This window comes from Paramagnetospirillum caucaseum (assembly GCF_000342045.1).
Classification (GTDB): domain Bacteria; phylum Pseudomonadota; class Alphaproteobacteria; order Rhodospirillales; family Magnetospirillaceae; genus Phaeospirillum; species Phaeospirillum caucaseum.
Genome location: NZ_AONQ01000029.1, coordinates 15562 through 38159, shown reverse-complemented (window position 1 = coordinate 38159; position 22598 = coordinate 15562). Strand labels below are relative to the sequence as shown.

General features: G+C 67.0%; 21 protein-coding genes. 19 read left to right on the top strand and 2 right to left on the bottom strand.

Annotated features, from left to right (window positions below; translation table 11 throughout):
• Positions 1–3: 3 nt before the first annotated feature.
• The 15 genes from H261_RS12105 to H261_RS12035 all read left to right on the top strand — a co-directional run bounded on the left by H261_RS12105 (position 4) and on the right by H261_RS12035 (position 16779).
• Positions 4–1680, top strand: coding sequence for a hydantoinase B/oxoprolinase family protein (locus H261_RS12105; protein ID WP_008617853.1), 1677 nt, complete (start codon positions 4–6; stop codon positions 1678–1680).
• Positions 1681–1685: 5 nt separating this feature from the next.
• The gene (iaaF, locus tag H261_RS12100) at positions 1686–2819 is read left to right on the top strand and encodes a benzylmalonyl-CoA dehydrogenase (protein ID WP_008617852.1); all 1134 of its coding nucleotides are present in this window, start codon (positions 1686–1688) and stop codon (positions 2817–2819) included.
• Positions 2816–3211: a cobalamin B12-binding domain-containing protein gene (locus H261_RS12095; RefSeq protein WP_008617851.1), complete on the top strand. Its 396-nt coding sequence runs from the start codon at positions 2816–2818 to the stop codon at positions 3209–3211. Before iaaF ends, H261_RS12095 begins: the two co-directional genes overlap by 4 nt.
• Positions 3208–4815 (top strand): acyl-CoA mutase large subunit family protein, encoded by a 1608-nt coding sequence (locus tag H261_RS12090; RefSeq protein WP_008617848.1) that lies wholly within the window; start codon positions 3208–3210, stop codon positions 4813–4815. The genes H261_RS12095 and H261_RS12090 overlap by 4 nt, the downstream gene beginning before the upstream one ends.
• 27 nt (positions 4816–4842) lie before the next feature.
• Entirely contained in the window at positions 4843–5697 is an 855-nt protein-coding gene (locus H261_RS12085; protein ID WP_008617847.1) for an FAD binding domain-containing protein, read from the top strand.
• Positions 5681–6163, top strand: a complete 483-nt coding sequence (locus H261_RS12080; RefSeq protein ID WP_008617846.1) for a (2Fe-2S)-binding protein — start codon at positions 5681–5683, stop codon at positions 6161–6163. The genes H261_RS12085 and H261_RS12080 overlap by 17 nt, the downstream gene beginning before the upstream one ends.
• 11 nt (positions 6164–6174) lie before the next feature.
• Positions 6175–8472 (top strand): xanthine dehydrogenase family protein molybdopterin-binding subunit, encoded by a 2298-nt coding sequence (locus H261_RS12075; protein ID WP_008617845.1) that lies wholly within the window; start codon positions 6175–6177, stop codon positions 8470–8472.
• On the top strand, positions 8469–9668 hold the full coding sequence (locus H261_RS12070) for a CaiB/BaiF CoA transferase family protein (RefSeq protein ID WP_008617844.1): 1200 nt from the start codon (positions 8469–8471) through the stop codon (positions 9666–9668). Before H261_RS12075 ends, H261_RS12070 begins: the two co-directional genes overlap by 4 nt.
• A gap of 26 nt (positions 9669–9694) precedes the next feature.
• Positions 9695–10525 (top strand): SDR family NAD(P)-dependent oxidoreductase, encoded by an 831-nt coding sequence (locus tag H261_RS12065; protein WP_008617843.1) that lies wholly within the window; start codon positions 9695–9697, stop codon positions 10523–10525.
• A 125-nt stretch (positions 10526–10650) separates the two neighbouring features.
• Positions 10651–11760 (top strand): ABC transporter substrate-binding protein, encoded by a 1110-nt coding sequence (locus H261_RS12060; RefSeq protein WP_008617840.1) that lies wholly within the window; start codon positions 10651–10653, stop codon positions 11758–11760.
• A gap of 138 nt (positions 11761–11898) precedes the next feature.
• Positions 11899–12300, top strand: coding sequence for a RidA family protein (locus H261_RS12055; protein ID WP_008617830.1), 402 nt, complete (start codon positions 11899–11901; stop codon positions 12298–12300).
• A gap of 389 nt (positions 12301–12689) precedes the next feature.
• Positions 12690–13664 carry a class I SAM-dependent methyltransferase gene (locus H261_RS12050; protein WP_008617829.1) on the top strand — a complete coding sequence of 325 codons (975 nt, stop codon included), beginning with the start codon at positions 12690–12692 and terminating at the stop codon, positions 13662–13664.
• 114 nt (positions 13665–13778) lie between these two features.
• Entirely contained in the window at positions 13779–14987 is a 1209-nt protein-coding gene (locus H261_RS12045; RefSeq protein ID WP_008617828.1) for a hypothetical protein, read from the top strand.
• Positions 14984–15868, top strand: a complete 885-nt coding sequence (locus H261_RS12040; protein WP_008617827.1) for an ROK family protein — start codon at positions 14984–14986, stop codon at positions 15866–15868. Before H261_RS12045 ends, H261_RS12040 begins: the two co-directional genes overlap by 4 nt.
• A gap of 176 nt (positions 15869–16044) precedes the next feature.
• The gene (locus H261_RS12035; protein ID WP_235062916.1) at positions 16045–16779 is read left to right on the top strand and encodes a cyclic nucleotide-binding domain-containing protein; all 735 of its coding nucleotides are present in this window, start codon (positions 16045–16047) and stop codon (positions 16777–16779) included.
• Between the two features lie 34 nt (positions 16780–16813).
• Here the strand turns inward: H261_RS12035 and sodC are convergent, their stop codons facing one another.
• Entirely contained in the window at positions 16814–17344 is a 531-nt protein-coding gene (gene sodC / locus H261_RS12030) for a superoxide dismutase family protein (protein ID WP_152426839.1), read from the bottom strand.
• A gap of 225 nt (positions 17345–17569) precedes the next feature.
• Between sodC and H261_RS12025 the strand changes: the two genes are divergently transcribed.
• Positions 17570–18016, top strand: a complete 447-nt coding sequence (locus H261_RS12025) for a response regulator (RefSeq protein ID WP_008617824.1) — start codon at positions 17570–17572, stop codon at positions 18014–18016.
• 10 nt (positions 18017–18026) lie between these two features.
• On the top strand, positions 18027–20519 hold the full coding sequence (locus tag H261_RS12020; protein ID WP_008617823.1) for an EAL domain-containing protein: 2493 nt from the start codon (positions 18027–18029) through the stop codon (positions 20517–20519).
• Positions 20520–20551: 32 nt separating this feature from the next.
• Here the strand turns inward: H261_RS12020 and H261_RS12015 are convergent, their stop codons facing one another.
• Entirely contained in the window at positions 20552–20926 is a 375-nt protein-coding gene (locus H261_RS12015; RefSeq protein ID WP_152426838.1) for a hypothetical protein, read from the bottom strand.
• A gap of 165 nt (positions 20927–21091) precedes the next feature.
• On the opposite strand from H261_RS12015, the gene H261_RS12010 reads away from it, so the two are divergent.
• Together H261_RS12010 and H261_RS12005 are read left to right on the top strand one after the other, a co-directional pair.
• Positions 21092–22192: a branched-chain amino acid ABC transporter substrate-binding protein gene (locus tag H261_RS12010; RefSeq protein ID WP_008617814.1), complete on the top strand. Its 1101-nt coding sequence runs from the start codon at positions 21092–21094 to the stop codon at positions 22190–22192.
• Between the two features lie 72 nt (positions 22193–22264).
• A complete protein-coding gene (locus tag H261_RS12005; RefSeq protein WP_008617813.1) occupies positions 22265–22594 on the top strand; it encodes a four-helix bundle copper-binding protein in 330 nt (109 codons plus the stop codon).
• Positions 22595–22598: the final 4 nt, after the last annotated feature.

Sequence of the window (22598 nt, the reverse complement as noted above, 5' to 3'; positions counted from 1 at the left end):
ATCATGACCGCCGTCGATCCCATCCTGCTGTCGGTTTACGCCCGCACCTTCAAGTCGATCACCGACGAGATGAGCATCTCGGTCCAGAAGACCACCCGCTCGCCCATCCTGTGCGAGGCCAAGGACTTCGTCACCGGCCTCTACGACGCCGAGGGCAACATGCTGGAGCAGACCGAGAACCTGCCGATCCTGGCGTTCTCGCTGGCGCCCGTCTGCAAGTACATCCTGAAGTACTTCGAGGGCGACATTCACCCCGGCGACGTCATCTTCCACAACGACGTCTTCTCCATGGGCAACCAGAACAACGACGTCGCCGTCTACAAGCCCATCTTCCAGGGCGACACCCTGGTGGGCTGGACCGCCGTCAAGGGCCACCAGGCCGATATCGGCGGGAACGTGCCGGGCGGCTACAACCCCAACGCCAAGGAAGTGTGGCAGGAGGCGCTGCGCATCCCGCCGGTCAAGATCTATGACAGGGGAGTGTTCCGCAAGGACGTCTGGGACCTGATCTTCGCCAACATCCGCCTCGACATCGTCCAGCACGACATGCGCGCCCAGATGGGGGCCTGCACGGTGGGCGAGCGCCGCTTCCTCGAACTGCTGGGCAAGTACGGCCTGGGCAGCTTCAAGACCCACAAGGTCGCCCTGTTCGACGCCACGCGGCGCATGATGGAAGCCGAGATCGCCAAGATCCCCAACGGCCGCTATTCCGGCGAGGGCAAGGTCTATTACGACGGCCATCACGTGGGCAGCGAGTTCACCATCCGGGTCGACATCACCGTCGAGGACCGCAAGGTGCGCTTCGACTACACCCGCACTGATCCGCAGACCGACGGCTTCGTCAACGGCACCTTCACCTCGTCGGCCTCGGCCACGGTGCTGACCCTGCTGCAGATGGTCAACCCGGACATTCCCCACAACGAGGGCATGATCCAGCCCATCGAGATCATCATCCCCGAGGGCACCATCCTCAACGCCAGCTATCCCAAGGCCACCACTTTCGGCAACCACCTGTGCCCGCCCAACGCCGACGCCATTATCCGCGCCCTGGCCCCGGTGATCCCCGACCGGGTCACCGCCGGCTGGAACAACCTGCTGTGTTCGCTGACCACCGGCATCGATCCGGAAAAGGGCGAGAAGTACGTGGATATCGGCTTCATGGGCCTGAAGGGCGGCTCGGGGGCCATGAACGGCACCGACGGCTACGACCATATCGGCATGATCGACGCCTCGGGCGGCTTGCTCGACCAGGATTACGAGATGTTCGAGCAGACCACGCCGCATGTGCTGGTCAAGCACGAATACCTGGTGGACTCGGCCGGTCCCGGCCAGTGGCGCGGCGGATTGGGGGTGGAGACCATCTTCACCATCGGTTCCGACGATACCCAGCTGGTGACCTTCGGCGACGGCGATTTCGAACCGGCCTTCGGCCTGTTCGGCGGCGGCGACAGCACGCTCAACCTGATCGAGCTGACCTATCCCGACGGCACCCGCGTGGTGCCGCGCAACAAGGACCTGATCACCGGCGTGCCCAAGGGCACCGTCTACCGCCAGTTGGCGGGCGGCGGCGGCGGCTATGGCCCGGCGGTCAAGCGCGACCGGGCGCTGCTGGGCCGCGAGGTCAGGGACGGCGTCATCTCCGCGCAGGCGGCGCGTGCCGCCTACGGCTGGGAAGGCTGACTGGCATGGATTTCGACCTCTCCGAGGACCAGCGCGCCATCCAGGAGACCTTCGCCCGCTTCGTCGACCGCGAAGTGGCTCCGGCGGCGGCCGCGCTGGACGAGGCCCACCAGTTCCCCCGCGAGCTGTTCGCCAAGCTGGGCGAGCTGGGCTTCTTCGCCATGCGCTACCCCGAGGAAGTGGGCGGCGCCGGCGTCGACCTTTCCACCTTCTGCCTGGCCCTGGCCGAGATCGCCCGCGGCTCCCTGTCCCTGGCCGGCGCGGCGGCCATGCAGGCGCTGATGGGCACCAATTTCCTGTGGCTGCTGGGCAACGACGACATCCACAAGCGCCTGCTGATCCCCGCTTTGCTGGGCGAGAAGATCGGCGCCATCTGCATGACCGAGCCCAATGCCGGCTCGGACCTGGGCGGCATCGCCACCACCGCCGTCAAGGTGGACGGCGGCTGGAGGATCAGCGGCCAGAAAACCTGGATCACCTCGGCGCCCATGGCCGATTTCTTCACGGTGTTCGCCCGCGCCGGCGCCGAGCGCAAGCTGACCATCTTCCTGGTGGAAAAGGGCTCGGCGGGACTGACGGTGGGCCGCTCCATCGAGAAGATGGGGGTGTGGGCGCTGCCCACCTCCGAGGTGGCGTTCGACGAGTGCTTCGTCCCCGACAGCCACATGCTGAGCAAGGAGGTGGGCGACGGCGAAGGGCATCTGCGCAAGATCCTCTCGGAAATCCGCATCATCACCGGGGCCATGGCCAACGGCGTCGCCCGCGCCGCCCTGGCCGAGGCGGTCCGCTATGCCGGAGAGCGCAAGCAGTTCGGCAAGCCCATCGCCGCCTTCCAGGCGGTGTCGTTCAAGCTGGCCGAGATGGCCACCGACCTGGAAGCCGCCGAACAGCTGGTCCGCTATGCGGCATGGCTGAAGGATGCCGGGCGGCCCCACGCCCAGCAGGCGGCCATGGCCAAGCTGTTCGCCACCGAGGCGGCGGCGCGGACCTGCGACCAGGCGGCCCGCGTGCTGGCCTCCTACGGTTTCGCCATGGAATACCCGGTACAGCGTTACTTGCGCGACATCCGCTTCACCCTGATCGGGGGAGGCACCAGCGAAATCCTCAAGCTCATCATCGGTAAGGAGCTGACGTCATGAGTGACCGCCGTATCCGTGTCCTGGTGGCCAAGCCCGGCCTGGACGGCCACGACCAGGGAGCCAAGATCGTGGTCCGCGGCCTGATCGACGCCGGGTTCGAGGTGATCTACACCGGCCTGCGCCAGACCCCCATCGCCGTGGCCAACGCCGCCCTGGAGGAGGGCGTCGACGTCATCGGCCTGTCCAGCATGGCCGGCTCGCACCTGCCGTTCTGCCGCAAGCTGCGGCCGCTGCTCGACGAACGCGGCTTAGGCGACAAGGTCTGCCTGATCGGCGGCAACATCCCGGCGGCCGATTTCGACGAACTGCGCGCCCTGGGCTTCACCGGGATCTTCCCCACCAGTTCGAAAATCGCCGCCATCGCGGACTTCATCAAGGAGCGGGTGCAATGAGCGAGCGACAGAACAAGCCGCGCCGCGTGGTCAACGAATCCGGCATCGAGATCAAGACCGCCTACACCGCCGCCGACGTCGAGGCCAGCGGCGGGTTCAACCATGTCGGCGAGCCGGGCAGGTTCCCCTTCACGCGGGGCATCCATGGCGAGATGTACCGCAAGCGGCCGTGGACCATGCGGCAATACGCCGGCTTCGGCAACGCCGCCGACACCAACCAGCGCTTCAAGTTCCTGATCGCCAACGGCCAGACCGGCCTCAACGTCGCCTTCGACCTGCCCACCCAGATCGGCTTCGACTCCGATTCCCCCATGGCCGAGGGCGAGGTCGGACGCGTCGGCATGGCGGTGGACACGCTGAGGGATTTCGAGGTGGCCTTCGACGGCATCGACCTCGAACAGATCACCGTGTCGCTGACCGTCAACGGCTCGGCCGCCATCCTGATCGCCATGTATCTGGTGATGGCGGAAAAGCGCGGCTACGACGTGGCTAAGCTGCGCGGCACCGCCCAGAACGACATCCTGAAGGAGTTCATCGGGCGCGGCACCTGGATCTTCCCCGTCGAGCCGTCCATGAAGCTGGTGGGCGACACCATCGAGTACTGCGCCCAGCACGCCCCCAAATACAGCCCGGTCAGCGTCTGCGGCTATCATATCCGCGAATCGGGGGCCAATCCGGCCCAGGAGATGGCCTACGCCTTCTGCATCGCCAAGGCCTATGCCGACGAGACCTTGAAGCGCGGCCTGCACATCGACGAGTTCGCCGGCCGCCTGTCGTTCAACTTCAACATCTTCGGCAACCTCTTCGAGCAGGTGGCCAAGTTCCGCGCCGCCCGCGGCCTGTGGGCCAAGATCATGAAGGAGGAATACGGCGCCCAGGACCCCGGCTCCATGTGGATGCGCATGATCGCCGCCGGCGGCGGCGGCGGCCTGACCAAGGAGCAGCCGGAACTCAACATCGTGCGCGGCGCCTATTACGCCCTGATCAGCGCGCTGTCGGGCACCCAGACCATGGCGCTGTGCTCCTACGACGAGGCCTACACCATCCCCACCGAGCATTCGGCCCGCATATCGTTGCGCACCATGCAGCTGCTGATCGAGGAAATGGGGCTGACCGAGACGGTCGATCCCCTGGGCGGCTCCTGGTACGTCGAGACGCTGACCAACCAGATGCGCGACAAGATGGTCGAGACCATGGCCGACATCGACCGGCGCGGCGGCATCGTCTCGCTGGTGGCGCAAGGCCTGGCCCAGGCCGCCGTCTCCGCCCAGGCCTACCAGATGCAAAAGCGCATCGAATCGGGCGACTTCCCCAAGGTCGGCGTCAATTGCTACCGCATGGAGGAGGAAGAGGCCAAGGTCGAGTTCCACCCCTATGACGAAGACGACGCCAAGGCCCAGGTCGCCGCGCTCGACACCATCCGGGCCGAACGCGACGGCCGCAAGGTGCAGACGGCGCTCGACCGGGTCGAGGCCGACGCGCGGGCCGGGGTCAACGTCATGCCCGCCCTGATCGAGGCGGTCCGCGCCTATGCCAGCGTCGGCGAGATCACCGACCGGCTGGTGACGGTCTACGGCCGCTACCGCGAACCCGTCGTTTTCTGAACCCCGAGGAAAAGGAAGACCAGGCGCATGACCGCCATCGAACGCTACCTCGCCCCCGCCGGCCTCGACGACGCCCTTGCCGCGTTGGCCGGCGGCAACGCCACCATCCTGGCCGGTGGAACCGACCTGATGCCGCAAATCAATGCCGGCAAGGTCGCCTTCCGCCCCATCCTGCTCAACATCCGCCGCATCCCCGAATTGCGGGCGGTGGAGGTGGGCCAGGGCCGCATCTCCATCGGCGCACTGGTCACCATCAACGAGCTGAAGGACAATCCCGTCATCGCCAAGGCGGTGCCGCTGCTGGCCGAGGCCGCCGACCACTTCGCCTCGGATCAGGTGCGCAACATGGGCACCATCGGCGGCAACGTCGCCAACGCCTCGCCGGCCGGCGACACCCTGGTGCCGCTGCTGGTGCTGGACGCCGAGGTGGAGCTGGCCTCGGCCACCGGACGCCGCTCGGTGCCCATGGCCGAGTTCTTCACCGGGCCGGGCCGCAGCGTGCGCCGTCCCGACGAGCTGATCACCGCCCTGTCGCTGCCCCTGCCCCGGCTGCGCACCGTGTCGCGCTTCGTCAAGTTCGGCACCCGGCCGGCGCTCGACATCTCGGCGGTGTCCATCGGCTTTTCCGCCACCCTGGACGGCGGACGGCTGTCCGACGTGCGGGTGGCGTTCGGCGCGGTGGGGCCGGTGCCCATGCGCGGCCGCGCCACCGAGGCGGTGCTGGAGGGCGCCGCCCTCGACGCCGCGATCATCGCCAAGGCGGCAGCCACCGCCCAGGGCGAAGTCAAGCCCATCGACGACCTGCGGGCCAGCGCCTGGTACCGCCGCGAGCTGATCCACAACCTCCTGGGAAAGGTGCTGAGCGATGTCGTCTCTCGTTGAGATTTCCTGTGTCGTCAACGGCACCCCCACCCGGCTGGCCGTGCCGCCGGAAACCAGCGCGCTGGCCCTGCTGCGCGACCATCTGGGCCTTTCCGGCACCAAGTACGGCTGCGGCGAGGGCGAGTGCGGCGCCTGCACCATCCTGGTGGACGGCGTCTCGGTCAATTCCTGCCTGATGTTCGCCGTGGATTTCGACGGCCGGACCGTCACCACCATCGAGGGGCTGGCGGTGGACCGCGCCTCCGACCCGCTGCGCCAGGCCTTCGTCGAGAAGGGCGGCGTCCAGTGCGGCTTCTGCACCCCGGGCATGGTGGTGCAGTCCCGCCACGTGCTCGACAAGCATCCCAACGCCGGCCCGGACGAGGTCAAGCGCGGCCTCGAGGGCAACCTGTGCCGCTGCACCGGCTACAAGAAGATCGTCGAGGCGGTGATCACCGCCGCCGCCGCCCAGTCAGCCGCCGAGTAAGGACCGACGAGATGAACGCTCCCCAGCACGCCAGCCTGATCGGCCAGCGCATCCCCAAGATGGACGCGCCGGAAAAGGTCGCGGGCAAGACCCGCTACATCCAGGACCTCAACCTGCCGGGCCAGCTCTACGGCCTGATCCTGCGCACCGAGCGGGTCCATGCCCGCATCGTCTCCATCGACACCAGCGCGGCCAAGGCGCTGCCCGGCGTGCGCGCCGTGCTGACCGCCGCCGACGTTCCCATCCACCCCATCGGCGTCAACAAGGACAATCCGCCCTTGAAGGGCGACAAGGTGCGCTGCGAGCGCGACGAGGTCGCCGCCGTGGCCGCCGACTCGCTCGAGATCGCCCAGGCGGCCATCAAGCTGATCAAGGTGGAATACGAGGATCTGCCTCCGATCTTCGATCCCCGCGATTCCATCAAGGACGGTGCGCCGGTCATCCACGCCGCCAAGCCCGACAACGTGGCCATGGCCTTCGACTACGCCCACGGCGACGTGGAACGGGGCGAGGCGGAGTCCGACGTGGTGGTGGAGGACGAGTTCACCCTGCACCGCGTCACCCATTGCTGCATGGGCGTATCGGGCGTCATCGCCGATTTCGAGCCGGTCTCGGGCAACCTGACCCTCTATTCCAACACCCAGGTGCCGTTCCTGCACAAGCGCGAATTCGCCGAGGTGCTGGGCATGGACCCGTCGCGCATCCGCATCATCCAGCCGCCCATCGGCGGCGGTTTCGGTTCCAAGCTCGACATCTACCCCTTCGAGCCCATCGCCGTCTATCTGGCCAAGGCGACGCGCCGCCCGGTGAAGCTGATCTTCACCCGGGAGGAGGAGTTCATCGCGTCCCCCACCCGCCAGCCGGCCATCATCCGCCTGCGCTCGGGGGCGAAGAAGGACGGCACGCTGACCTTCCGCACCGTGGACGTCCTGCTGGACAACGGCGGCTACACCTCGTGGGGGGCGACCATCCCCTTCGTGATGATGCAGACCTTCAGCTCGCTCTACCGGGTCCCCCATTGCCGCTATCACACCAAGGCGGTCTACACCAACAACCCCTTCGCCGGGTCGTTCCGGGGCTACGGCAACCTGCAGGCCACCTTCGCCATCGAGCAGCAGATGGACAAGATGGCCGACGCGCTCGGCATCGAACCCTATGAATTCCGCCTGAAGAACGCCCAGAACGCCGGCGAGGTCACCGGCCAGGGCATGCACTTCAAGACCTGCGGCTTCCAGGATTGCCTGGAGACCGCCGCCGGCCGCTCGGGTTTCGTCGAGAAGCGCAAGGCGCTGGGCGCCGCCAAGGGACTTTCCGGCGTCCGCCGGGGCGTCGGCATGGCCTCCATGCTGCACGTGGGCGGCGGCGCCAAGATCTATCCGTCCGACGGCTGCGGCACCATCCTCAAGCTCGACGATTTCGGCCACGTCACCATCATGACCGGGGCGTCGGAGATCGGCCAGGGCTCGGAGACCGTGCTGGCCCAGCTGGTGTGCGAGGAACTGGGCGTGCCCATGAGCGCGGTGACGGTGGTCAACAACGACACCGACATCACGCCGTGGGACGTGGGCGTGCACGCCAGCCGCACCACCTTCATCGCCGGCAACTCGGCCATCGGGGCGGCGCGCAAGGCCAAGGACAAGATCCTGGCCGCCGCCGCCACCGTGTCGAACATGAAGGCCGAGGAGATGGACCTCAAGGGCGGCAACATCGTGCGGGCCAGCGACGGCGAGAAGGTCATGCCGCTGGCCAAGATGCTGCGGCAGCTGCACTTCTCGGACAAGGCCGAGCTGGTGATGACCACCAATTACTACGAGCCGCCCTCGGTCCACCAGGACAAGGGCTTCAAGGGCGACGTCTCCGCCGCCTACGCCTGGGCCACCCAGGTGGTGGAGGTGGAGGTGGACACCGACACCGGCATCGTCAAGCTGCTCAAGGTGTGGGCCGCCCACGACGTGGGCCGCGTCCTCAACGAGATGGGCATCGAGGGCCAGATCGAGGGCGGCATCATCATGGGCCAGGGCTATGCCCTGTGCGAGGACATGCCGGTGGTCGAGGGCCATCTGGTCAACCCGGCCTTCCGCGACTACAAGCTGATCACCGCGCCGGAAATCCCCGAGATGGACATCAGCTTCATCGAGACCATGGACGGCGAGGGCCCCCAAGGCGCCAAGGGCGTCGGCGAGGCGCCGTCCATCTGCATGGCCGCCGCGGTGGCCAACGCCATCGAGAACGCCACCGGCGTGCGCATCGCCAGCCTGCCCTTCACCCCCGAGCGGGTCTATTCCGCCCTGAAGGGCCGGCCGCTATGAAGCCGCGCGTCGTCCTGTCCATGGAACAGGCGCTGTCGCTGCCCTATGCGACGCTGCGCTTCGTCCACCTGGGCTGGCGGGTGATCCGCATCGAATCCTTCGGTGCGGGCCCCGACCTGCCGGGCGATCCCAACCGCTATATCGGCTCGGTGGTGGCCGACGACGACCGCCGTTCCTACTTCGTCGCCCCCAATGTCGGCAAGGAGGCGGTGGCCATCAACCTCAAGGAGCCCAAGGGACACGAGGTGCTGCGCCAGCTGGTCCGCTCGCTCGACGCCGACGTCTTCTGCTCCAACACCCTGCCGTCGCGCTATGCCCAGCTGGGCATCGACTACGAGAGCCTGTCGGCGGTGAAGCCCGACCTGATCTGGGCCGGCATCTCGGCCATGGGGCCGGACTATCCCGACGTGCCGGGCTACGACCCGGCGCTGCAGGCCATGGCCGGCTACATGGAACTGACCGGCGAGACCAACGGCCCACCCACCCTGGCCGGCGTGCCGATCATCGACCTCAAGGCCGGCGACGAGGTCTATGCCGGCGTGTGCCTGGCGCTCGCCGAGCGGGCCGAGACCGGCCGGGGCTCGCGCATCGACGTCTCCATGCTGCAGGCCGCCGCCTCGTGGCTGATCACCACCCTGCCGCTGGTGGATTTCGGCTGCGATCCCATCGAGATCACCCGTTGCGGCAACGAGCACCGCAAGTTCATCCCCACCAACGCCTATCCCACCGCCGACGGCTACATCTTCGTGGCCATCGGCTCGGACGTGCAGTGGCGGCGCCTCACCGAATTGCCGCGCTTCGCCTCGGTGGGCAAGGCGGGCCGCGAGACCAACCAGGGCCGCCACGCCGACCGCGAGGCCATCCAGGCCGACATGCGGGCGGTGACGTCGCGCTTTTCCACCGGGGAACTGGCCGCCGATTTCCGCAAGGCCACCATTCCCAACGCCCCCATCAACGACATCAACCAGGTGCGCGCCATGCCCGCCTTGGCCGCCAAGCTGACCGCCACCCGCCTGCCCGACGGGCGCCAGGTGCGCATGCAGCCCATGGCGGTGGATCTGCCGGGAAAGGGCGGCGATTTCGCCTTTCCGCCCCATTACGGCGAACATACCCGCACGGTGCTGGCCCAGGCCGGCATCCGCGACGGCGATTACGACGACCTCGCCCGGTCGGGCATCGTGCCTGCCTCGGCCTAATCAACAAAAATCCGGGAGGAAACATCATGAGCAAGCTGGACGGCAAGGTGGCGCTGGTCACCGGATCGGGACGCGGCATCGGCCAGGCCATCGCGCTGAAGCTGGCCCGCGAAGGCGCCAAGGTGGTGATCAACGACCTGGACGAAGGCCCGGCGGCCGAGACCGTGGCGGCCATCAAGGCCCTGGGCTCGGACGCCCTGGCAGTGGTCGGCGACGTCACCGCCAAGGATTTCGGCGACCGCATCGTCAAGGCCGCCCTGGAAGGCTTCGGCCGCCTGGACATCATCGTCAACAACGCCGGCTATCCCTGGGACGGGGTGATCCAGAAGGTCACCGACGAGCAGTGGTACGCCATGCTCGACGTCCACGCCACCGCCCCCTTCCGGGTGCTGCGCGCCGCCTCGGACTACATCCGCTCGGCCACCAAGGCCGAGAAGGAGCGTGGCGAGGTGGTGTCGCGCAAGGTGGTCAACATCTCGTCCATGGGCGGCCTGTGCGGCAATCCCGGCCAGATCGCCTACGGCGCCGGCAAGTCGGCCCTGGTCGGCATCACCAAGACCATGGCCAAGGAATGGGGGCGCTACGGCGTCAACGTCAATTGCGTCGCCTTCGGCTGGATCAAGACCCGCATGACCAAGCCGGCTGGCTCGGGCCAGGAGGAAAGCCACAAGACCCACGGCATCGAGATCAAGATGGGGGTCAACGCCGACCTGCTCGACACCATGAGCAAGATGATTCCGCTCGGCCGCGGCGGCACCCCCGAGGAAGCCGCCGGCGCCGTCTATCTGCTGTGTTTGCCTGAAGCCGACTACATCACCGGAGAAGTGGTGATGTGCACCGGCGGCTTCACCATGTGACGGCCCAAGACCCAAAAATGGGCAGGGCCGAGGTAAGGGATGCTGAAATGAATTAACCGTCATGGGAGGGAGAAATGTCGTTTACGCCTAGGAAGCGGATAACAATAGGAACCACCGTCGTCGCCATGGCCCTTTGGGCCGGCGCGGCCATGGCCGTGGAGCCGATCCGCATCGGCGCCGTGCTGAGCGTCACCGGCCCGGCGTCGCTGCTGGGAGATCCCGAGGCCAAGGTCCTCAAGATGTACTCGGACCAGCTGAACAAGGAAGGCGGCGTGCTGGGCCGCAAGATCGACCTGATCGTCTACGACGACGAGGGCAAGGCCGACAAGACCACCACCCTGATCAAGCGGCTGATCGAGTCCGACAACGTCAATCTGATCATCGGCCCGACGCTCACCGGCAACACCATGGCGGCCATTCCGCTGGCCGAACGCGCCGAGGTTCCGATGATCTCCATCGCCGGCGGCGGCGTCATCGTCGATCCGGTCAAGAAGTGGATCTTCAAGACCCCGCACACCGATAAGATGGCCACCGAAAAGGTGTTCCTCGACATGAAGAAGCGGGGCATCACCAGCATCGCCCTGATCTACGGCAATGACGGCTACGGCAAGTCGGCCAGCACCGCCACCAAGGAACTGGCTCCGCTCCACGGCATGACCATCGTCGCCGACGAAACCTATTTCGCCTCCGACGCCGACATGACGCCCCAGCTGACCAAGATCAAGAACACCCCCGGCGTCCAGGCCATCTTCAACCTGGGCTTCGGACAATCCGCCGCCGTGGTCACCAAGAACGCCAAGCAGCTCAACATGGGGCTGCCCTACTACGAATCCCACGGCGTCAATTCCAAGAACTTCATCCAGCTGGCCGGAATCGACGCCACCGAGGGCGTCCGCCTGCCGGCCTCCGCCGTGCTGGTGGCCGAGGCGCTGCCGTCCGACGATCCGCAGAAGGCGGTGACCATGAAGTTCAAGAGCGAGACCGAGGCGGCGTTCAAGACCGAGGTCTCCACCTATGGCGGCCACGCCTACGACGCGCTGCAGATCGCCCTGACCGCCATCCTGCGGGCCGGTTCGGTCGACCGGCACAAGATCCGCGACGAAATCGAGAAGACCTCGGGCTACGTGGGAACCAGCGGCATCGTCAACATGTCGGCCAAGGACCATCTCGGCCTCAACCTCAACTCCCTCAAGCTGCTCGAGATCAGGAACGGGCAGTGGACCCTGGTCCAGTAGGGATTCCGGCCGGAAAACGCAGGCCGTTGGGAGGTTCGCTTCCCAACGGCTTGCCCTTCAATTATTTTATGCATAAACTATATTCATGAACATACCGTCACCCTGATGGGAAACCCCGGGGCGTTATCAGGAGGAACCATGCACAAGAACATCCTTCCGGAAGGCTGGGCGCCGGCCATCGGCTACGCCAACGGCATTCTGGCCGAACCGGGCCAAACCCTGTACCTGGCGGGGCAGGTGGGCTGGAACGCCCAGCAGGTCTTCGAGAGCGAAAGGCTGATCCCCCAGTTCGAGCAGGCGCTGAAGAACATCCTGGCCATCCTGGAAAAGGCCGGCGGCCGCCCCGAGCACATCGTCCGCATCACCGCCTTCTGCATCGTCCGCGATGAATATCTGTCGTCCCGCCGCGACCTGGGCCGCATCTGGCGCGAGCTGATCGGCAACCACTATCCGGCCATGAGCATGATCTTCGTGGCCGACCTTCTGGACCACCCGGCCAAGATCGAGCTGGAAGCCACCGCGGTTCTGCCCCGGTCCTGATCCCGCCCTTTCCCGCCCGAGCCCCGGAAGCGGTGTCTTCCGGGGCTTTTGCTTTGCCCATTCCGCCAACTGGACTAGGCTGCGGCGGTTCAACAACCGGAGGATCGTCCGGGTGGAAAGCTCCCCCCTCGCCCAGGCCGCCGGGCTGATCGCCGCCGGGCGGTTCGACGCGGCGCTGAAGCTGCTGGCGCCGCTGCCCGAGGGCGCGCCCGGCCTCGACGCCCTCGCTGGGGGCCGCGCGCCTGGGCCGCAAGGAAGCCAAGGCGGCCGTCCTCCATCTCGGGCGCGCCGCGGCGGCGGCGCCGGACGACGGCGAACTGGCGCTGCTGCTGGGTCGCGCCCATCTGCTGGCCAACGATCCCGGCGCCGCCATCGCCCTGTTCGAGGCCATGGCCCCCGCCGCCCGGCGGGACGAGGTCCTGGCCGGCGCCTATCGCCGCGACGCCCGCTTCCACGATTGCGTCCGGCTGGTCGAATCCCTGGCCGCTCCTTCCGACCAGATGCTGTACGAGCGGGCCATGAGCCTGAATGGGCTGGGCGAGGCCGGGCGCGCCCTGGCCGCCTGGGACCAGTTGATCGCCCGCGCCCCCGATCTGGCCGCCGCCTGGTACGGCAGCCACGGTCCGGCCCTCGACCTCCTCGGCTGGGCCGAGGCCGAGCGGCGGCTGGAGCGGGCCGCCGCCTGCCCCAAGGCCAACGGCCGCTACCGCGCCCTGGCCGCCGCTTATGACGCGCTGGCCGGACGCCAGCCCCGCCCCTTCGGCGCCCGGCACGTTCACGTGGCGGAATCCGCCGCCGCCCTGACGCCCCATCTGGGCGAGGGCTGGCGGCTGTTCGGCATGACCGCGACGCTGCTGGCCTGGGCCTTGGCCGAGGCGCGGGAACCCGGCCTGGTGCTGGAGTTCGGCGTGCGGCGCGGCGCCTCGCTGGCGGTGATCGCCGCCGCCGCCGGACAGGAGGTGCACGGCTTCGATTCCTTCGAGGGATTGCCCGAAGGCTGGGGCGCCACTCAGGCCGGCGTGCTGACCACCGGCGGCATCCTGCCCCAGGTGGGCGGCAACGCGCGGCTGCATCCCGGCTGGTTCGAGGACACCCTGCCCGCCTTCCTGGACAGCCATCCCGGCCCGGTGCGCCTCGCCAATATCGACAGCGACATCTATTCCTCGGCCCGCACGGTGCTGAACGGACTGGCCGGACGCATCGGGTCGGGATGCGTGCTGGTCTTCGACGAATTCATCGGCAACCGCAGCTGGCGCGACGACGAATACCGGGCCTTCGCCGAATTCGCCGCCACCCACCGCGTCGCCTTTCAGGTGATCGCCGTCAACCCCGCCTGCAAGCAGGTGGCCATCCGGATCGCCTGATCCTTCGGATTTCCGAATAGGGGCCCGCAAGGCATCGATTTTGCCGCGCCGTAAGGCTATGGTCTTGACGACACGGGGATCAACCCCGGCAAGACTGACAGGGCAGGTGGCGCAATGACGGTGTTCGGCATTCCCCTCGAATTCGTGCTGTTCGCGGCGACGCTGCTCGGCGTGGCGCTGCTGCACAACCATACCCTTTACGTCGGACTGAGCGGATTTGCCGTCATCTCGGCCTACAAAATCGCCGCCACCGGCTTCAAGACCGGGCCGGGGCTGGCGGGTTTCGCCGGCCATCTCGGCCATGAATGGGTGACCATCGCCAACCTGTTCTGCCTGCTGATGGGCTTCGCCCTGCTGTCGCGCCATTTCGAGAAGAGCCACGTCCCCGTCCTGCTGCCCAAATACCTGCCCGACGACTGGAAGGGCGGCTTCGTCATGCTGGTCATGGTGTTCGTGCTGTCGAGCTTCCTCGACAACATCGCCGCCGCCCTGATCGGCGGCGCCATGGCCCACCAGTTGTTCCGCGCCAAAGTCCATATCGGCTTCCTGGCGGCCATCGTCGCCGCCTCCAACGCCGGCGGCGCGGGCTCGGTGGTGGGCGACACCACCACCACCATGCTGTGGATCGCCGGGGTTTCACCGCTGCAGGTGCTGGACGCCTATGTGGCGGCCGGAATCGCCCTGCTGATCGTCGGAGTGGTCGGCGCCAAGCAGCAGCACGCCTATTCCCCCATCCTCAAGACCAGCCACGCCCACACCCATGCCGACTGGACGCGGGTGGGCATCGTGGCGCTGATCCTGGTCTCGGCCATGGGAACCAACGTGGTGGTCAACACCCGCTTCAACCATCTGGCCGATTCCTTCCCCTTCCTCGGCGTGGCGGTGTGGGTGGCGTTGTTGGCCACCGTCAAGGTCCGCCGCCCCGACTGGGAGATTATGCCGGAGACCGCCAAGGGCTCGGTGTTCCTGCTGTCGCTGGTGCTGTGCGCCTCCATGATGCCGGTGGAGCAGTTGCCCCCCGCCTCCATGGTCACGGCGCTGCAGTTGGGCTTCGTCTCGGCGGTGTTCGACAATATCCCGCTCACCGCCCTGGCCATCAAGCAGGGCGGCTACGACTGGGGCTATCTCGCCTATGCCGTGGGCTTCGGCGGTTCGATGATCTGGTTCGGCTCGTCGGCCGGGGTGGCGCTGTCCAACATGTACCCGGAAGCCAAGTCGGTGGGGAAATGGCTGCGGCACGGCTGGCATGTGGCCGTCGCCTACGTGGTGGGCTTCGCCGTCATGGCCCTGCTGGTCGCCTGGCGTCCCGACGCGCCGCTGTGACCCTGCGCATCGGGATCGACCTGGGCGGCACCAAGACCGAGGCCATCGCCCTGGACCTTGCCGGGCGGGAACTGGCGCGCGAAAGGGTGGCGACGCCCAAGGGCAGCTACGACGGCACCATCGCCACCATCCGGCATCTGGTGGAAGGGCTGGAATCCCGCCTGGGCGCCACCGCCACGGTGGGCATCGGCATCCCCGGCACGGTCAGCCCGCGCACCGGCCTGATCAAGAACGCCAATTCCACCTGGCTGATCGGCAAGCCCCTGGACCGCGACCTGGAGGCGGCGCTGGGCCGCCCGGTGCGGCTGGCCAACGACGCCGACTGCTTCGCCCTGTCCGAAGCCACCGACGGAGCGGGCGCCGGCCTCGCCACGGTGTTCGGGGTGATCCTCGGCACCGGAGTGGGCGGCGGCATCGTCGCCCATGGCCGCCTGCTGGCCGGCCCCAACGCCATCGCCGGGGAATGGGGCCACAATCCCCTGCCCTGGCCCGAGGACGGCGAACGTCCCGGCCCGGCCTGCTATTGCGGCCGCTCGGGCTGCATCGAGACCTTCCTGTCGGGACCGGGCCTTGCCCGCGACCATGGCGGGGGGCTGACCGCCGAACAGGTGGCCCGGTCGGACTCCCCCTCCGCCGAGGCCGCCCTGGCCCGCTACGAGCAGCGCCTGGCCCGCGCCCTGGCCGCCGTGATCAATGTCATCGATCCTCACGTCATCGTGCTGGGCGGCGGCCTGTCCAAGCTGGAGCGCCTCTACCGGAACGTTCCCTCCTTGTGGAGACGTTTCGTCTTCTCGGATCACGTCGACACCATCTTGCGGCCGCCACGGCATGGCGATTCCTCTGGGGTCCGCGGCGCCGCCTGGCTATGGCCCCCTCAGTAGACAGCCGAACTCTTTGCAGTGCAGCATGCGAGTTTGTCCAAGTCAAAGAAGACCCGTCCAGATGACGGATTATAGAAAAATACGCCGTTTTGTAGATGAGTTGACCAACGTCAAGTGTTCCCGATCTATTATTTCGCATCCTGTCGAGCTATTAGTGGGAACTTGCCGGAATGGACATGAACGCACAACAGCGGGCGAATAGCGGCACCGACGGACACAACCTGCGGCCAGAGGATCTGGCGGCGGTCGCCCGCCTGCCGCTGTTCTGCGACCTCAGCCCGGCCCTCCTGGCCGAGATCACCGTCGAGGCCTCGGTCACCAAGTATGCCCGCAACGACATCATCTTCCGTCAGGGCGACATCCCGAACGCGCTGCGCGTGGTGCTGGACGGCCAAGTGGGCCTGACCGGCACCATCGCCGATGGCGGCGAGACCATGGTGGAGATTCTCAAGGCGGGGGAAATGTTCATCCCGGCCGCCGTGCTGACCGAAAAGCCGTTCCTGATGAGCGCCGTGGCGCTGCAGCCGTCGCGCATCCTGTCCTTGCCGGGCGAGCGCTTCCGCCGCGACGTGCGGGAAAAGTCCGACCTGGCCTATGTCATGCTGACCTCGCTGTCGCGGCATTTCCGCTCCCTGGTGCGCGAGGTCAAGGACCTGAAGCTGAAATCGGCGGCCCAGCGCCTGGCGCTGTACCTGATCGGCCTGACCACCAAGCGCGAGGGCTCGACCATCGTGCGCCTGCCCCACAGCAAGAGCGTCATCGCCGCCCGGGTCGGCGTGCGGCCGGAAACCCTGTCCCGTGCCTTCTCCCACCTCAAGGGCCAGGGCGTGGTGGTGGACGGCAACGCCGTCTCCATCGCCGACATACCCGCCCTGCGCGCCTATTGCCACGAGGGCGAGGAAATCATCTGACCGCCCGGGACCGTTTCACTTCGCCGGGACCATTTCACTTCGAAGGCACGATGCCGCAGGCCACCCGCCCGCCACCGCCGCCCAGCGGCTTGGGCTGGTCGGAATAATTGTCCGCCCCCGCATGGATGATGACGGCACGGCCCTTGAGGTCGGCCACCTTGAGCGTGGGCGCCACCGCCGGATCGCTGGCCGTCCCGTCGCCATTGACCGCCAGGGCCGGCAGGTCGCCCAGATGCCCGTGGCCCCACGGCCCCTCGTGCTTGCCGGCCTTGCCCGGGTCGTAATGACCGCCGGCCGCCAGGCCGGGAACCATCTTGCCGTCCTGCTCCTTGGCCATGCAGCTGGGATTTTCGTGAATATGGAAGCCGTGCGGACCGGGGGTCAGCCCCGACAGCCTGGGCATCACCATCATGCCGCCTTTGGTATCCCTGACCTTGACGGTGCCGATTCCGGCCCCGATGCCGTTGGCATCGATGGCGTTGACCGGAATGACCAATTCGGCGGCCAGGGCCTGACCGGAGGCCAGAACCAGCCCCAAGGCGGCGAAGAGCATTGTCCGTCCCATGTTACCTCCCGCTGTGCAAAAGCGGTTCCGCCACGGCGCGGCGGCCCCTGTTTCCTTGAGCTTAGGTGATGAGCCGCCCGGGGATTATCAACCGGGCGTCCGTCATACGCCCCCAGAAATAATCGGGGTAAATGTTACATTTTGCGCGCAAGCCGGTTTTCATACGGCTAAACACGTAATATAGTTTTCGCCTCACCCCGGTCGGCGGGAGAAGGGGAGTCGGTCTTGACCCTGCGCAGCGCACCCGAAGCTTTTGAAATCCTGTTGGTCGAGGACAACCCGGGTGATGCCCGCCTGGCCCAGGAGGCCTTGAAGGAAGGCCGCATGACCAGCCGTCTCAAGGTGGTCGTCGATGGGGTCGAGGCCATGTCGTTCCTGCGCCGCGAGGGTCAGTACGCGGGGTCTCCCAGGCCCAACCTGATCCTGCTGGACCTCAACCTGCCCCGCAAGGACGGGCGCCAGGTTCTGGCCGAGCTGAAGGCGGACGAGGATCTGCGCCGTATTCCCGTGGTGGTGCTGACCACCTCGCAGGCGGAGCAGGACATCCTGCGCAGCTACGACCTGCACGCCAATTGCTACATCACCAAGCCGGTCGATCTGGACCGCTTCATCTCGGTGGTCAGGTCCATAGAGGAATACTGGTGCTCGGTGGTCACGCTGCCGCCCCGTTGAGCACAGCGCCATGAGCGGCTCCCACCCCACGCCCTCCTCGCTCACCGTTCTCGTCATCGAGGATAATCCCGGCGATGCCCGGCTGGTCGAACTGTACCTGCTCGAGGACCCGGCTCGCCCATTCAAGGTGGTCAAGGCCGTCCGCCTGTCGGAGGGCCTGGCCGCCCTGCAGGCCCAACCCATCGACGTGGTCCTCCTCGATCTGTCGCTGCCCGATTCCTTCGGCATGGAAAGCCTGGCCCGGCTGCGCGCCGCCAGCCCCAGCGTGCCGGTGGTGGTACTGACCGGTACCTCGGACGAGGGACTGGCGCTGGAAGCGCTGCGCCAGGGTGCCCAGGATTATCTGGTCAAGGGCCAGGGCGACGGCGAACTGGTGCGTCGCGCCATCCGCTACGCCATCGGCCGCTCCGCCGCCGACGCCGCGCTGCGCACCAGCGAATCCCGCTTCCGCGCCCTGTTCGACAATGCCGGCACCGGCGTCATCCTCTCCGACGCCGGCGGCAGCTACATCCATTGCAACCCCGCCTTCTGCACCATGGTCGGCTATTCCGACGCCGAACTGCAGACCATGACCTACCGCGACATCACCCATCCCGACGACGTCGATGCCCACCGGCAGATGCGCGACGAGATGATGGCGGGGCGCATCGACAGCTACGAACTGACCAAGCGCTACCTTCGCCCCGATGGCGCCGTCGTCTGGGCAAGGCTGACCGTCACCGCCATGCGCGAGGGGGCGGACAGCGATCTGCGCTTCACCGTGGCGGTGGTCGAGGACGTCACCGAAAGGAAGCGCCTGGAAGACCACATGCGTCTGGCCGCCACGGTGTTCGAAAGCACCGGCGAGGGGCTGTTCGTCACCGACGAGAAGCGCCGCATCATCCACGTCAATCCGGCCTTCACCGAACTGACCGGCTACCCCGCCGACGAGGTGATCGGCCGCACCCCGAAATTCCTGGCTTCGGGCCGCCATACGCCGGAATTCTACGACGTCATCTTCAAGGCGTTGGGCGAGACCGGCAAGTGGCAGGGCGAGATCTGGAACCGCCGCAAGACCGGCGAGATGTTCGCCGAATGGCTGAACATCTCCATCGTGCGCAACGAGCGGGGCGAACTGACCAATTACGTGGCGGTGTTCTCGGACATCACGTCGCGCAAGCAGGACGAGGAACGTCTGTCCTATCAGGCCAACCACGACCCGCTGACCCGGCTGCCCAACCGCACCCTGTTCCAGGAACGCCTGTCCCGCGCCCTGACCCGCGCCCACCGCAACCAGTCCATCGTCGCCCTGCTGTTCATCGACCTCGACTTCTTCAAGCAGGTCAACGATACCCTGGGCCATCTGGCCGGCGACATCTTGCTGCAGCAGGTGGCCGAGCGCCTGAGTTCCTGCGTGCGCCAGGGCGACACCGTGGCGCGGCTGGCCGGCGACGAGTTCACCGTGATCCTGGAAGACATCACCGAGCCGCGCGACGGCGCCGTGGTCGCCCACAAGATCCTGTCCCTGATGGCCGAGCCCTTCGACCTCCAGGGACACGAGGCGCGCATCTCGTCCTCCATCGGCGTGGCGCTGTACCCGTCCGACGGCGGCGACGCCCAGACCCTGATCAAGCTGGCCGATGCCGCCATGTACCGGGCCAAGCACCAGGGCCGCAACGCCTGCCGCTTCCATTCCGAGACCGTCAACGCCCAGGCCTTCGAGCGCCTGGCCCTGGAAGGCGCGCTGCGACATGCCGTCGAGCGCCGGGAATTCCTGCTGCACTACCAGCCCATCTTCGATTCCCGCTCCGGCAAGGTGGTGGCGGTCGAGGCCTTGCTGCGCTGGCGCCATCCGGAATTCGGCATGATCATGCCCAACCACTTCCTGCCGCTGGCCGAGGAAACCGGACTGATCGTGCCGGTGGGCCGCTTCGTGCTGGAAGAGGCCTGCCGCCAGGCCAAATCCTGGCTGGATGCCGGCCATGCCGGCCTCAGGGTGGGAATCAACCTGAGCAACCGGCAGTTGCGCGCCCCCGAGCTGATCGAGGACATCGCCGCCGCCCTGGAAAGCAGCGCGCTGCCCCCCGGCGCCCTGGAGCTGGACGTGCCGGAAAGCGCCATCCTCGACAAGGGCCAGGACGTGGACGCCATCTTCACCCAGTTCAAGACCCTGGGCGTGCGCATGGCCATCGACGCCTTCGGCTCGGGCTATTCGTCCTTCGCCTTCCTGCGCAAGCTGCCCAGCAACACCCTGAAGATCGACCAGAGCTTCGTGCGCGACGCCGCCTCGGGCGCCGAGGAATCCGAGATCGTCACCGCCATCGTGGCGGTGGCCCGCGGCCTCCATCTGTCGGTGGTGGCGCCGGGCATCGAGACCCAGGAGCAGTTGGACCACCTGGTCAAGTACGATTGCGACATGGTCCAGGGCTTCCTGTTCGCCCATCCCATGCCCGCCGAGGAATTGACCGAATTCCTGCACGGCGGCAAGCGTCCGGCATCGCTGCCGGTGCGGCAACCGGCCTGACGGGTCAGGCCGGCAATCCGCCGGTCATCCAATCACCCTTTGCTCAGGGCCTGGGCCACGACCATGCGCACCCAGGCGGCCCGCGACAGGCCCAGGGCCTCGGCCCGCGCGTCGATCTGCGGCAGATGGGCGTCCTCGAAGCGGATGATCACCGCCTCCTTCTTGCGCTTTTCCTTCTTCTTCTTCTTTTCCTTCTTCTCCTTCCTGGGCTTGCCGTCCTTCTTCGCGGCCTTGGGCGCGCCAGACTCTGCCGCCGGAGCGGCGAGAGGAGCCGCCGGTTCGGGAGCTGCGGGCTCGGAGGCTATGGGCTCGGGGGCGGGCGCCTTGGACGCCGCCTTCCTGGAAGCCGCAGGCTTGGGCTTGGGCTTGGGCTTGGGCTTGGGCTTGACCTTCTTCTCGTCCGACATGAAATCCACTCCGCATTCCGTCAGCCCCACCATGGGGCGCCTTTATTTTATATATCGAAGCGATATCGCTTTTCAAACATTTTAACACCCCGCATTCCGATGTGGCGCGTCCCGCATCCGCTGGTAGACTGATGGCCTCAATCGATATCCAGGGAGGAGCCGAACATGGGCAGGATCGGGATTACGGGAATCACCTTCGCGGCCGTATTGCTGGCTGCCGGCGCGGTGCGGGCCGACATCACCATCGGCGTGGCCGGGCCGCTGTCGGGCAGCGAGGCGGCCTTCGGCGAGCAGTTCAAGCGCGGCGCCATGAAGGCGGTCGAGGACATCAACGCCAAGGGCGGCGTTCTCGGCCAGAAGCTGGCGCTCAGCATGGGCGACGACGCCTGCGACCCCAAGCAGGCGGTGGCGGTGGCCAACGAGATGGCCTCCAGGAAGATTCCCTTCGTCGCCGGCCATTTCTGCTCGGGTTCGTCGATCCCCGCGTCGGAGGTCTATGCCGAGACCGGCATCCTGCAGATCTCGCCGGCCTCGACCAACCCCAAGTTCACCGAGCGCGGCCTGCCCAACGTCTTCCGCACCTGCGGCCGCGACGACCAGCAGGGCGTCATCGCCGCCGAGTACATCGCCAAGCACATGAAGGGCAAGGTGGTGGCCATCGTCCACGACAAGTCGGCCTACGGCAAGGGACTGGCCGACCAGACCCGCGACGCCCTGGGCAAGGCCGGAATCAAGGACACGGTGTACGAGGCCATCTCGGCCGGCGAGAAGGACTATTCCGCCCTGGTCACCAAGCTGAAGGCGGCCAAGGTCGACCTGCTGTATTTCGGCGGCTACAAGACCGAGGCCGGCCTGATCGTCCGCCAACTGCGCGACCAGGGAATGCAGACCAGGCTGATGGGCGGCGACGCCCTGGTCACCGAGGAATACTGGGCCATTACCGGCGCCGCCGGCGAAGGCACCCTGATGACCTTCAGCCCCGATCCGCGCAAGAATCCGGCCAACGCCGAACTGGTCAAGTACTACCGCGCCCAGAAGTACGAGCCCGAGGCCTATACGCTGTACACCTACGGCACCATCCAGGCCTGGGCCCAGGCGGTCGAGAAGGCCAAGTCCACCGACTGGAAGAAGGTGGCCGCCGTGCTCAAGGCCGAGAAGTTCGACACCGCCATCGGCAGGATCGGCTTCGACGCCAAGGGCGACGTCGCCGCTCCCGGCTATGTCATGTATGTTTGGAAGGGCGGCAAGTACGATTACGCGGATTGACGCCCCAACCCGCCGGGTCTACCAAGGAAACGGGCCGGACTCGTCCGGCCCGTTCAGGGGGAGAAGACGAACATGCCTTTGTCCGACACCATCGACGCCTGTGAACAGGCGCACCGGGCCTGTACCGAATCCGTCATCCATGGCATGCAGCAGGGCGGCCCCTCGGCCGAATGGGAACTGATCCAGCTGCTGCTCGACTGCGCCGACATCAACGAGACCGCCGCCGACTTCATGCTGCGCTCGTCGCGCCTGCACCACCTGACCTGCCAGGTGGCCGCCGAGGTCAGCGACAAATGCGCCAGCGCCTGCGAGAAGCTGGCCAGCGAGGACGTGCGGCTCAAGGAATGCGCCCAGGCCTGCCGCCGGGCCGCCACGGCCTGCCGCAAGACGATCAAGAACTAAGGCG